13 protein-coding genes are annotated in these 12415 nt (G+C 65.8%); 9 read left to right on the top strand and 4 right to left on the bottom strand.

Features of this window, described 5'->3' with window-relative positions; all coding sequences use genetic code 11:
* Window positions 1-8: 8 nt before the first annotated feature.
* The 3 genes from KY501_RS11120 to KY501_RS11110 form a co-directional block, all read right to left on the bottom strand.
* Window positions 9-632 carry a CAP domain-containing protein gene (locus tag KY501_RS11120; RefSeq protein WP_224362832.1) on the bottom strand — a complete coding sequence of 208 codons (624 nt, stop codon included), beginning with the start codon at window positions 630-632 and terminating at the stop codon, window positions 9-11.
* Window positions 633-697: 65 nt separating this feature from the next.
* Window positions 698-1552, bottom strand: coding sequence for a hypothetical protein (locus KY501_RS11115; protein WP_224362831.1), 855 nt, complete (start codon window positions 1550-1552; stop codon window positions 698-700).
* Window positions 1542-2570, bottom strand: a complete 1029-nt coding sequence (locus KY501_RS11110) for a helix-turn-helix domain-containing protein (protein ID WP_224362830.1) — start codon at window positions 2568-2570, stop codon at window positions 1542-1544. Before KY501_RS11110 ends, KY501_RS11115 begins: the two co-directional genes overlap by 11 nt.
* 311 nt (window positions 2571-2881) lie before the next feature.
* Here KY501_RS11110 and KY501_RS11105 point away from each other — a divergent pair, with 311 nt between their 5' ends.
* From KY501_RS11105 to KY501_RS11065, 9 genes are all read left to right on the top strand, one after another.
* The gene (locus KY501_RS11105; protein WP_224362829.1) at window positions 2882-4462 is read left to right on the top strand and encodes a R3H domain-containing nucleic acid-binding protein; all 1581 of its coding nucleotides are present in this window, start codon (window positions 2882-2884) and stop codon (window positions 4460-4462) included.
* A gap of 45 nt (window positions 4463-4507) precedes the next feature.
* Window positions 4508-6031 carry a glycosyltransferase 87 family protein gene (locus tag KY501_RS11100; protein WP_224362828.1) on the top strand — a complete coding sequence of 508 codons (1524 nt, stop codon included), beginning with the start codon at window positions 4508-4510 and terminating at the stop codon, window positions 6029-6031.
* A gap of 33 nt (window positions 6032-6064) precedes the next feature.
* Window positions 6065-6889 (top strand): CheR family methyltransferase, encoded by an 825-nt coding sequence (locus KY501_RS11095; protein ID WP_224362827.1) that lies wholly within the window; start codon window positions 6065-6067, stop codon window positions 6887-6889.
* 241 nt (window positions 6890-7130) lie between these two features.
* Entirely contained in the window at window positions 7131-7754 is a 624-nt protein-coding gene (locus KY501_RS11090; protein ID WP_224362826.1) for a hypothetical protein, read from the top strand.
* Between the two features lies 1 nt (window position 7755).
* Entirely contained in the window at window positions 7756-8184 is a 429-nt protein-coding gene (locus tag KY501_RS11085; protein ID WP_224362825.1) for a hypothetical protein, read from the top strand.
* 228 nt (window positions 8185-8412) lie between these two features.
* Window positions 8413-9327 (top strand): hypothetical protein, encoded by a 915-nt coding sequence (locus KY501_RS11080; protein WP_224362824.1) that lies wholly within the window; start codon window positions 8413-8415, stop codon window positions 9325-9327.
* A 41-nt stretch (window positions 9328-9368) separates the two neighbouring features.
* Window positions 9369-9734 carry a hypothetical protein gene (locus tag KY501_RS11075; protein ID WP_224362823.1) on the top strand — a complete coding sequence of 122 codons (366 nt, stop codon included), beginning with the start codon at window positions 9369-9371 and terminating at the stop codon, window positions 9732-9734.
* A 30-nt stretch (window positions 9735-9764) separates the two neighbouring features.
* Window positions 9765-10343, top strand: a complete 579-nt coding sequence (locus KY501_RS11070) for a hypothetical protein (protein ID WP_224362822.1) — start codon at window positions 9765-9767, stop codon at window positions 10341-10343.
* Between the two features lie 404 nt (window positions 10344-10747).
* The gene (locus tag KY501_RS11065; RefSeq protein ID WP_224362821.1) at window positions 10748-11896 is read left to right on the top strand and encodes a S1 family peptidase; all 1149 of its coding nucleotides are present in this window, start codon (window positions 10748-10750) and stop codon (window positions 11894-11896) included.
* Here the strand turns inward: KY501_RS11065 and KY501_RS11060 are convergent.
* Window positions 11847-12236, bottom strand: coding sequence for a hypothetical protein (locus KY501_RS11060; RefSeq protein ID WP_224362820.1), 390 nt, complete (start codon window positions 12234-12236; stop codon window positions 11847-11849). The two genes, KY501_RS11065 and KY501_RS11060, sit on opposite strands and share 50 nt — an antisense overlap.
* Between the last annotated feature and the right edge of the window lie 179 nt (window positions 12237-12415).

The raw sequence follows: 12415 nt of genomic DNA, 5'->3' as shown, positions 1-12415 counted from the left end.
GAGCCTCCTCAATACGGGCGCTGACCGGAGTAGTTCCCAGGAGGCGAGTAGTCACACACCCAGTACTGCCACGTGGGGAATCCGGAGAAGGGCGAGTTGGTGGTGCACACCTTCGTCGCGCAGCCCACCTGGGTGGTGTTCCGCCAGACGATCTGGGTGTAGTGGCCGCACTCCTTGCCCGCGGCGCAGGTGTTCTTGCCGTAGTCGTACGAGGCTGACTCGGAGGCCCAGCTCTGCACGACGCTCGCCGTGGCCGTGGTGTTGGGAGGCGCCGCGGCGTAGATGTTCTCGCCCAGCTTGAGAGTGCCCAGGTTCGGGTTGTGTCCCCACTTGCACTGATCGACCCAGGCCTGGGCCGCGGCGGCGGCGGTGTTGGACCACGTGAGCACGGGCAGGGCCGGGCTGGGCGTGGGCGTGGCGCTGATGCGGACCGAGTTGTGCGCGGAGATCATCTCCCGCGCGAACGGGGTATCCCCGGAGCCGCCACCGTCGGGCGTGGTGCCACCGTCGGGCGTGGTGCCACCGTCGGGCTCACCGGCATCCGGCTCTTGCGAGCCATCGTCACTGTCGCAGCCGGTCAGGCAGAGGGCGGTTACACAGAGGGCGGTGAGGGAAGTGACTAGGAAACGCATGGGGATTCGTCTCTTGGCGTGAGAGCTTCAGGTTTGGGAGCGTTCCGACGAGAGTCTCGGGACCCTCATGCTTTTAGCTCATCCAGTAGGAACTTGATGGCGCCGACAGCATGACGAGCGAGTTGATCCGCGTTCATCCCGGGACCCATCATGAAGCGGGCATACTTTCTTGCTCCCTCGGAGTCGATGTCAGCGAACTCCTGCTCGAGGGCGCGTAGACATGCCTGAAAAACCGGGTCGTGAAAGATGGAGCTTTCGCGAATGACTACGGCCAGTGCGGCTTGTCCACCCGGCCACGATTCTGTGAGCCAGATGATGTCGTAGGCATCCTTGTTCTTGTTACGACCGCGGAGCGCATCGGCCTTCGCGGCGAGGTACGCCGAGGGCCCTGCCACCTTCAGGGTTTGGTGGGTCTTGCCTCCCTGGCCCGGCAGGGTGACGTCCACCTCTATTTCGCGAAAGTCCCTGTCGATGAGTCCCCCGGTAGCCAGGACCATCGCTGACAATCTTCCGCCTACCACCCCTCCAGGCCGATAGAGCTTTCCCGGTTCGCGTTCATTGCTGGGTGGACAGAAGAACTCGACTGTCAGAGGGAGCGCAATACCTCCCTGCCAGCGCCAACTCGCGTTACCCAGCATCTTGAATCCTGCATCCTTGAGGCATTTCTCCAGGCGATCGTAATTGCCGACTTCGCCATCGACGAGTGCCACCCGCAGACAGAGGTCCAGGTCCTGCGTACCAATGTGAGGCTCGAGGCCTGGCTCAGGCTCGGGAATCAGCAAGGAGGGAACGAGACCACCCACGATGATGACGTGTGCCCCCGCGAAGCTGAATCCGCGCACGACGCGCGCTGCCTCCGCCAGTAACTTGGACCGGACAGCGGGGTTGTACTCGCTGGAGTGTCCGCCTTCAGTAGCCAAGTACCACCTCGCGGAATTGCTGGGCTACGTCCTCTCCTCGTCGCGCGGAGCGCGCATCCAGATATATGCGGACCAGAGGTGCAACCTGGACATCGTCCTTCGTCATGGCGCCCTTGCTGCCTACCTCGCCGGTGTCGCGTAGCAAGACGAGGTTTGCTCCCCTGTCAGTGACTTCCGCGCCCAGTTCCTCTGCGGCCTGCTTCAGGGAAACCGTGGGAGAAATGCGGACAGGTGAGAGGGGAACGTTCGTCGGCCCCACGCCATAGAGGCTCGCCGCTGCAGCGCCCGTGAGTGCATGCGCGACGCCCGCTTGCGTGAGCTTCTGGGTCATCCGGGACCAGAGTTCCTCAGGGCGACGTGCATACAGAGCGACATGAAGCGAGGGCTCCCACCGGGTGGCACTGGGTTGCTGCTCGAGCCAATCAAGCAGGGCCGTTCGTTCCGTCACCCTGCGCCTCTTGTTGGGACCACTTCCGAAGGAGTTGACCAACCCTACGTGTTCGAGCTTGGTCAGCACGTTGTGTGCCTGACCCAGGGAGACGGCAGCGCGCTGAGCGAGTTCCGATACGGAAAAGGGTTCCGTCTGTTCCAGAAGCACTTGGACGGTTCTGACGCCATGGACGCCGATGCCGCTTTTCTCTGCTTCCTTCAGAGGGTTCTTGGCGCCCTCTTCCAGATGGACAAGGACACCTGGAGCCACCAGGTGGAGGTGGCCTTTGGAGTCGAGATAGCTGACATCTTGCTTCTCCAGGGCCTCCCTGAGGCTGCGAGTGAGGAACGACCCGATGACCACCGGAATCTCCGGGAGATCGTCGTCCGCTGATGCCCACGCTTGGGCAGACTGCAAGACCAGCGGGAGTTGCTCAGGACGGAGCCCCGAGGGCATGGGCAGAAGTCGAAGGCGGAAGACCTTCCCATCGAGTCGCAAGCTGGCTTCGTCTGAACTCCGGATCCGCAGCCAGGGGTGGGGCGTCACTCGGCGGATCAGTCGGCGAGGAAGGTGGAGCTCGGCGGCCATTTTCACCCAGAAGGCTCCTTTGATGCGGAGTGAAAATCAAGCAGTACTGAAGAAGGGAGCTTTGCTCCATATTGATGCTGGGGAGCATAAGTGAGCAAGAGCAGGATATTGCATGCGGTTTTTCAGTGGTATCCGATCTTCATTCATGAAGGAAAATAGTCCCTCATCGAAAATGTGAGTGGATTCTGACGTTCTTGCGGCGTCGTAGCTTGGGGCCGGATGGGAGGTAGGAAGGAGCCCTTGTCTGCCTGCCTCCCTTGGATGCAGTGCCGTTCAGCACCCGTAGCCCCATCTTCCAAGAGGTTCTCCCTATGGAACAGACGCGCCGCGAGCCCGATGACGACTTCCTGCTCCTGGTGAACGTGCTGCCTCCGCTCTTGCAGGATGCTGTGCGCGCGCTGCCGCCCGAAGAGGTTCTCGAGGTGGTGATGGACCTGGGCCGCCCGCCCGAGGCCCGGCTCCTTCAGGGCTCGCGGCGGCTGCGCGAGGAGCCCGTGGCCCAGGGAGACCTGGAGCACGTGCTGGCCCAGGTGGGGCCTCCGGGCGAGGACAACCGCGCCGGCATCGAGCGCACGCTCCATCGCGTCTCCGCCATCCGTAACCGCAAGGGCCGGGTGGTGGGGCTCACGCTGCGCGTGGGACGCGCGGTGTTCGGCACCATCGACATGCTGAAGGACCTCATTGGCACCGGGCGCAACGTGCTGCTGCTGGGGCGGCCCGGCGTGGGCAAGACGACGAAGCTGCGCGAGGTGGCGCGCGTGCTCTCGGACGACCTGCGCAAGCGGGTGATGGTGGTGGACACCTCCAATGAGATTGGCGGCGATGGAGACATTCCCCACCCGGGCATCGGCTCCGCGCGCCGGATGCAGGTGTCCCGGCCGGATCGCCAGCATGACGTGATGATCGAGGCGGTGGAGAACCACATGCCCGAGGCCATCATCGTGGATGAGATTGGCACCTCGGCCGAGGCGGCGGCGGCGCGCACCATCGCCGAGCGCGGGGTGCAACTGGTCGCCACGGCGCACGGCAACACGCTGGAGAACCTGGTGCTCAACCCGACGCTCTCGGATCTGGTGGGCGGGGTGCACACGGTGACGCTGGGCGACGAGGAGGCACGCCGGCGCAACACGCAGAAGACGGTCAGTGAGCGCAAGGCCCCGCCCACCTTCGACATGGTGGTGGAGATGGTGGGGCGGGACGAGGTGCTGGTGCACCTCGACACGGCGGAGGCGGTGGACCGGCTGCTGGCGGGCCGGGAGGTGGGCGGCGAGCGGAGGCGGCTGGACCAGGGCGAGGTGAAGGTGGAGCCGGTGCCCGAGTCGGTGGCGCCGCTGCCCGCACCTCGGAGCAAGGCGGCTCCAGCGGCAGCTCCGGCGAATACCGGGCCCACACGCCTCTTCGCGCACGCGGTGAGCCGGGACCTGCTGGACCGGGTGCTGCGCGAGTTGAAGGTGGACGCACGGGTGGTGGGGCGGCTGGAGTCAGCGGACCTCATCCTCACGCTGCGCTCGCGGGCGAACGATCCGAAGATGCGGCGAGCCGTGGAGCGGACGGGGGCGCGCGTGGAGGTGGTGAAGCGCAACAGCACGGCGGAGCTGAGGCGGGTGCTGCGCGGGGCCTTCATGCTGGTGGGGGGGGTGGACGAGGAGCTGGTGCGCGAGGCGGTGGCGGAGGCCGAGCACGCCATCCAGCGCGTGCTGAGCGAGGGCGTGGCCGTGCCGCTGGCGCCGCGTCCGCCTCGGCTGCGCAAGCTGCAGCACCGGCTCGTGAGCCGTTACCATCTCGAGACAGTGAGCCAGGGCAGCGAGCCGACGCGTCACCTCACCATCTACCCGGTGGGGGCCGAGGTGGAGGCCGCGCTCCACGAGAGCGAAGCCGAGGGCAACGCCTGAGCCAACCCTTTCCCTTTGCCGCGTCCATGGGTACCGTCGCCCCTGATGGAGCGAGCCTGGGAACGACGAGGGGTCTGGGTACTGGCGCTCGTGGCGGTGGCCGCCGGGGTGCTGCGCCTCATCCCACTCGTCAGGACGGGCGGTGCGCTCGGCTATCCCATCGACTACGACGAGGGGGTGTACTTCTCCGCGTCGGCGCTCTTCTTCCAGGGGCACTGGCCGTACCGGGACTTCGTCTTCGTCCACCCGCCGGGCTCGATCTGGCTGTTGGGCCCGTCCGCCCTGGTCGGGTCCTGGATGGGGTTCGACGCGGGCTTCGCGCTCTCGCGGTGGATGGCCACGGTGTGTGGAGCGCTCAGCGTGCTGCTGGCGGGCCGGCTCTCGATGCGGGTGTGGGGCCCGGTGGCGGGAGTGGTGACGGCGCTCGCGTACGCCACGTATCCCGAGGCCGTGTTCGTCGAGCGGGGCCCGTTCCTGGAGCCCCTGCTCAACGTCGCGTGCCTGGCCGCGGCGAATGCATGGCTCGCGGAGCCTCGCTTGGGTCGCGAGGAGCCTCGGTGGCTGCTGGCCGGGGTGTTCTTCGGGCTGGCCGTCTGCGTCAAGGTGTTGGGAGGCATCTGGCTCTTCGCGGCGCTGCTGGCGCGTCCGCCGTGGCCTCGCTGGATGGCTCATGCGGGCATGGTGCTCGTGGCGGCGGGGGTGGTGGCGTTGCTGGTGGGGCCCTTCGTGCTGCAGGCGCCCTTGGCGTTCTTCTCGCAGGTGTTCGTCTTCCATGGGCTGCTCCCGCCGGACGGCGAGCTGAGCCAGTTGGGCCGGATGCACGAGCTCTTCCACGAGCGCCGCCTGGTGGGCATGGCGCTGGCGCTGATGGGGCTCGTGCTGGTGGCGGTGAGGGCGTTCCGGAACGCGGAGCCGACCCGGCCGGCGGAGCGGCTCGTGGCCGTGGCCTACATCCTGACGATCACCGCGTTCCTGAGCTCGCCCAGCTACTGGAACCAGTACAACACCTATCTGGCTGCTTCGGAGTCGATCCTCGCGGGGCTGGGAGCCGCGGCGGTGTACCAGTGGCTCACGGCATGGCGTCCTCGGCATGCCGGAGTGGTGGCGGGGGCCCTTTGTGTTGCCGTGGTGCTGCCCACCGTGCGGTTCATCCGCGGAGGGCTGCGGCTGAAGGAGCGGTCGCTGCCGGTGCTTGGACAATATATCCGGCAGTCGGTGCCTCCCGGTGCGCAGCTCTTCGCGTTCGAGCCCGCGTGGGGGATCGTGGGGGGGCGGTTGCCAACCGCCATCGCGGGGGCGCCGCTGGTGGTGGACTCGTATGCGTTGATGCTCCGGGGTGCCCTGGCCACGGGGCAGCCATTTGGCCAGACCGTCGATGCTTTGCGGACGCCGGCCGCGCAGCAGGCGATCCGCGAGGTGTTGGAGCGCAGCCGGTTCGTGGTGATGGGGTGGCGTGGGGACTGGCAACTCTCGGAGGAGAGCAAGCAGTGGTTCCGAGCCCGCTTCACCCGACGCTTCCCTGCGCCGGGGCAGGGAGGGCCGGATCTCTGGGAGCAGAACCCGCAGTGACAGGGCTCCAGGCCTGAGCCAGAGGCGGACGCCATGACGGACCGCGAGTGCGTGGAGTTGGTGCAGTGGGCCGCGCCGCGCTTGCGGTTGCGCTGGGAGGGGTTCCGCCGGGTGCGCGGGCAGGTGTGCAAGCGCATCGGGCGGCGTGTGAAGGCGCTCGGGCTGGAAGGGGTTGGGGCCTACCGCGCGCGCTTGGAGGTGGATGAGGCGGAGTGGGCGGTGCTCGATGCGCTCTGCCGAGTAACGATCTCCCGCTTCTACCGGGACCAGGGTGTCTTCGATGCGTTGAGAGAGGAACTGCTGCCAGAGCTCTTGAGCGAAGCACGGGCCCGAGGGGAGAAGGAGTTCCGTGTCTGGAGTGCCGGGTGTGCTTCAGGCGAGGAGCCGTACACGGTGGGAGTGCTCTTTCGGCTCGGGCTCGCGCAGGGGTTCCCAGAGTTCCGGTTGGAGTTGTTGGCCACGGACGCGGACGAAGCCCTGCTCGAGCGGGCACGGCGAGGCTGCTATCCGCCGGGCACTCTGCGCGAGCTGCCGCGCGAGTGGGCCGAGCAGTCTTTCACAATGACGGAGGATGGAGAGCAGTGCCTGTCCCCCGGGTTTCGTGAGGCCATCACCTTTCGGTGCCAGGACTTGCGAGCCGAGATGCCAGCGGGGCCGTTCCACCTCGTGCTCTGTCGCAACGTGGCCTTCACATACTTCGCGCCGCCACTCCAGCGCGAGGTCCTCGCACGCATCCGGGAGCGGCTCGTCCCCAAGGGACTGCTCGTCATCGGGGCGCACGAGTCCTTGCCCGAAGATGCCGTTGAGTTCGAGCGGGCCTCAGGAGCACGGCCCATCTTCCGCAAAACCTCACACTGAGGTGAGAACAGGACCTGGGTTCGTTCTGACCAATTCCAGCAGGGCTGGTCAGCGCTCAGCGCTGAGCACGCGATCGATCTGCTCGTGGACAAGGACCGCATCTTTACTGCCCCCCCACATGGGTCGTTGTCCTGCCACTTGGCCCCATCTATTCTTGGACGGTCGCGGCTTCGGCCTGGACCAGAAGGAAGCCTGCTTGGCGCAAGACTGTTTCATGAGGCCGTTTCGGGGAATTGCGCTCGTGGTGCTGGGAATCACCATGGGGTGTGGGACCAACCCAAATGTCCGGGTGCATCGTCGCCCCGACGGGCTCATCGAGGTCGACGGGCCCCTGGCTGGCCCCTTCAAGAACACGGAAGAACTGGCCGCGAATGCATGCAAGATCATGACGAGCCAGGGTGGGGCAGCCGGTGGCGTGCATGGAAGTGAGTACTGCGCGCTCAGCTATTACTCACCGGATGAGGGCGCCTTCTATCTCAGCTATCTCTCTGATTTCAGAGATAGGCTGGACACGAGGAATGCGAAGACTTGTTCGATGCCACAGGCGCTCAACGATCCAAGCCATCCGGATGCCATCATCATCGGAGGTGATCACACCCACCCGCACAACATACGTTTTTCACCTGGAGATTTGAGCGGCACCTGGAACCCTGCTCGCGCAGTAGACAAGAAGACAGGACGGGTGTTTCACCGCGAATTGTATTTATTGTACCTGGATGGGAGCGGGATATGCAGGGTCTTCGGCTACAACTATGTCACGCGCATCGTTTCGGCGCTTCGTGAAGGCCAGTGGGTTCAGATTGCTCAGGTCTATGATGACTCTGGCAACATCCAAATGTTGGAGGGAAAGGATTGGTTGCCTTGATATGAGAATCTTCCCCTTCGTGATAGGCATTGGCTGTGTCGCGTTGCTGAGCGGGTGCGCGCGTTTTGGCTACTACAGAATCAACAAGGCAGAGCGAGCACCGCTCTCGGAGGCCGAGAAGGTCGTATTCCCGAATTCATATGAGAGTGGCATCCACCTGGATGGTCCCACGATGGCGGCGCTCGAAGTGGCCAGGAATGAGTTCATGCCGCCGGGTATCACGGCGACAGCTCGTGACGAGAATCTGGCGCGCTGTCTCGCACGCCGGGATACGTATGATGTCACGGTGTTGAAGGCCAGTGATGATCTCTATTTTGTCAGCTTCCTTCCCAGGTTTTCCCGATGCGGTATTGAGCTGGAAACTCCCATCGTGGATGCGGGGGCTACATATGCGATCGACGGACGTGGCCGGATTCTCAGCGAGCTATGAACGCGAGTTATCGAGGCTTTGTCCCGGTGTGCTGCCTCCGGTTGGATCCGCGCCAAGGTCAGTTGATACCCAGGCGATGGAGTCGCGAAATACCCTGCGTCGGTGCGATGATTGACGCAACGGATTGACGCACCTCGCCTTGAACAAGGTGTGACATGTCCGCTACACGCGAACTCCCCGCACTTTCTCACAAATAGAGAGGGAGCCTGGGCCGGGAGGTCTCGTCGTATGCGGAAGATTCTGGGAGCAGTAGTGGCCGTGGTGCTGTGTGCTTGTGGCAACCCCAGCGGTACGTTCTCGGAGCCGAGCGGAGAGGTGCCTTCGGAGGGCCTGTCTCTCTCGGTGGAGCCGGGAACCACGCAGGGTACCTTCCTCGCTGGGCGCAGCCAGGGCGACGCCGAGGTGAAGTTCTCCTCGCGCGAGGTGGAGCCTGGCGTGTATCGCATCGAGGTTCGCTACAACGGGATGACGCTCACCGGCCTGGTGGACTCGGAGAACGGCGTCTCCTCAATGGATGGCTTTGCCGAGACCAACGGGCAGGACACGCAGATGACGGATCCGGATCGCGACGTGGCGGCCGCCCTCTATGCGGCACTCAATGCCGAGCTGCCCTCGGGTGACGCGGCCACTCCAGAGTCGAAGTACCTGCGGCGCGCGGTGGGCCTCTGGGCAGAACACCCGAGCACGGTTCGCATGCAGCGCACCGTGATGGGCGAGCAGGGCCGCGGCTACACCATGCTGTGCAGCTACGCCAAGTGCAACGGCAGCTGGACTGGCAACTGCGGCGGTTCCTACAACTGGTACTCGTACGCCAAGCACGACTGCAACAAGGGTGGCTTCGACCTCGCGGTCAACCAGCAGATCGCCCAGCTGGGTGATCACACCTCATGCAACGGAGATGAGTACTACATGAGCAACGGCTCGTGGGTGTGCGGCGAGCCGGATCACTGGAGCCGTCCCAAGGTGATCGGCAACTGCTTCGGGCGCTGCGGCGGTGGCTGTGGCGGCGATACCCAGTACACGTTGGATGCCACCAACCACGACGGGTGCGTGCGCAACGGCCACGTGCTGGCCAGTGGCTACTGCGACGACCAGTTCGTGTCCGCCAGCGATGACGAGCTGTTCGCTTCCAACTGCTACTGAGCGCCATGGCCCGCTCCCTACGGCATCGGGGGGCTGTGAGGGTGGCGAGTGCTTGCGGAGTGTTGCTGGCGCTCGCCACGCTCGCTTGCTCGTCCTCGGAGGCGAAGAAGACGGAGGCCGCGCGGACCGCCGTGCGCACCTTCTTCGCGGGGCTGCCTTCCGGGGATTGCGCGACGCTCGGGCCGTTGCTGGCCACGGGTGGCAGCGCGAAGTCCTGTGAGGACACGGTGCGTGAGCTGATCGAGCACCAGATGCAGCTCGTGGACATCGTCGACGCCAAGGTGGATGGGCGGAATCCGGAGGCGGTGCTCGTCGAAGCCCGGGTGGCTCGGGATGGCGCTGTCCGGCAGGAGCCCTTCTTGCTGCGTGTGGAGCACCAGGACGGAGGGTGGAAGCTCCGGCTGTGAGGCTGAGGTACGCTCCCGCGCGCTCCCGACATGAATGGTCCTGCCCGATTCGTTCTCCCGCTCGCGGGTGCCATGGTGCTCGCCGTGGCCGTGCTCGGCGTGATGCTGTGGCCCTCGCCGTCCGCTCCGCCCTCATCGCAGACACCGGCGCCTCGTTCGGTCTCCGTGGCCCCGGTGACGTCGGAGCCCCGCGCTCCTGCGGCTTCGGTTCGTACACCCGGGGCGAGTACCTCCAATCCCACTTCATCCCCGCCCACGCCTGTGCCCGATGCTCCCGGGCAGGCCACAGTGGTGCCTGTGGGGCCCGGGGATGAGGTTCCCTCGCCAGAGTCTCCGAATCCGTTGCCGCAGGTGAATGAGCCCATTCCAGCCGAGAAGCCCCAGACCGCGCGATGGAAGCTGGCCAAGACGAAGCGCATCTCCGAGCTGCTGGCGAGGGACGTGAAGCGGCTGGAGCAGGACCGGGATGCGGCGGGGGCTCGCGGGGACGAAGCGGAGCGCCAACGTCTGGACACGCTGATCCAACGCCACCAGGGCCAATTGCGGACGTTGCACGAGGAGCTTCAGCAACTCTCACGCCAGGCGGAGAACGAGCCTCCCGAGCCGTGAAGTCGCGCTGCTTCCCGCTCGCTGCTCGCGGCTGTGACGCCAGGCCGATCCCTTTCAGGAAAGGTGAAGGCACATGCCTCGAACGGCAAGGATCCTCGTGACACGGAGTTCCCCCGGGCAGCGGGCATGAACCGAACTGGTATGACAGGCATACCAGTTGGCTTGGACCGCGGCCGGAGGGGACCTCCTGATGGATGCCCTTGCTCCAAAAACCGCCTCAGCCATGGAGGTGCCCTGTGAGAGGACCTTTGCTGAACTGGCATGACCAGCAGACCAGTTCGGACAGAAGGCGCCGGGAGGGGGCTGGCCGGCCTCGGCGGACGATTCGTATCTGCTGGCGCTCTCCGGTTGCAGGACCTGCTGTGGCAGTCGTGAGAAGGCTTCTTGGGACCTGGCTGGGGAGGATGTTGCTCGTCCTGGGGACCGCACGTTGCGTGCCCGTCGAGGAACCGCCCGCGCCTGCGATCCTGTCGCAGCGCGTGGTGAATGGCACGGACGCGCCGGGAGATGAAGCGGTGGTGGCGCTCGTGGCGCGGCGGACGCGATGCTCCGGAGAGCCGCTGACGTTGCTGTGCTCCGGGGCCCTCATCGCGCCCGACGTGGTACTGACTGCGGCGCACTGCCTGAAAGTCTTCGGTCCCGAGGGGCCATACGAAATCTTCGTGGGTGCCACACTCGTGCCGGAGGCTCAGGGGCGCTTCGTCCGGGTCGCCCATGCCGTGCGCCATCCGGACTACGTGCCAGAGACCCATGCCTTCGACGCGGCGCTTCTGCGGCTCGCGAGTCCCGTGGAGGTGCCTCCGCTCCCTCTGGCCGATCCAGCGAGCCTGTCGCTGGCTCCTGGCACGCCGGTGCGAGTTCTCGGCTATGGAGACACAAAGGACGCCAGTGCGCCCTCGGGCCATCGCCGCCAGGGAATGCTCTCGGTGCTGGAGGTATCCGCGAACTCCTTCCGCGCAGGACCAGCGCCAGCGATGAGCTGTGTGGGAGACAGCGGAGGCCCGGTGCTCGTGAATGACGGCACGCGAGAGGTGCTCGCCGGCATCACCGTGAGCGGAGACGTGGCCTGCCGCACGGAGGCCGTCAACGTCCGGGTGGACGCACTGCGAGACACCTTCCTCCAGCCGTTCCTCTCCGCGCCTCCCGCACCCACCAGACCCACGCTTGCTCCCGAGAACCTCTGCCGGGACACGTGCGAGCAGGACTCGGATTGCCCCTCGGGCCTCATCTGCGACGCCGCCGAGGGAGCCGCGCGTCGATGCCTCCTCCCCGCGCTCCAGCAAGGAGACTACGGTGCGCCCTGCACGGATGACGCCGCGTGTGGAACCTCGGGGCTGTGCGCACGGCTCGAGCCCGCGGGCGATGACGCGTGCCGCTGCTTCACCCCTTGTGACTCGACACCTCTGTCCGGCGAGGGAGGCTGCATGAGCACACCTGGAGCGGCCCTGTTCGGGCTGCTCGCATGGGTGCTCCTGCTGACGCGAGCCCAGCGCCGCTCGGCAGCTACCGCGGATTCTTCCGGCCCGGCTTCGCGAGCTTCTTGCCGGCCTTGAGCGGCGTCACATCCCCACGGCCCGTGGTCTTCTTGCGAATCCCTTCCTTCCGATAGCCCGCGGCGGCCTCGGCCGGCAGCGTCTTGCGGCGCGAGGTGCTGCTACCCAGCTCGGGCAGGGGCAGCTTGCGGCTCTTGGCCGTCAGACCTTTCCCAGGTGGCCTGCGCGGGCTCACACTGCGGTCCACGAACCCCACGTCCCCGAACTCGCGGCCTCCGATCTTCTTGGCGCGGTGCGTACTCAAGCCCTCGGTGGCGTGAATGTCCGAGCCCTTGAGCGCCAGCGTCGTTCCCTGCTTCTTGGCGGTTTTCGCGCGAAGCGCGTGTGTCTTTTCTGGCATGGAGCCTCCCAGTGACTCAGTTAGGGATGGCTCGGAGGAGGTGCCAGTGGGCAGCGGACCGAGCAGGCCCCGGAATTCATGTCTGGCTCCAGGCGGAATCCCGCCGCGCGGCCTCGGCAGTGCTGACACATTGACCACGGCGGCATTCCCTATCGTTGACACGAAGTCACGCTGGGAGC

Origin of the sequence: Hyalangium versicolor, from assembly GCF_020103695.1 — a bacterium.
Taxonomy (GTDB): Bacteria; Myxococcota; Myxococcia; order Myxococcales; family Myxococcaceae; genus Hyalangium; species Hyalangium versicolor.
This window is presented reverse-complemented; position numbering and strand designations above follow the sequence as displayed.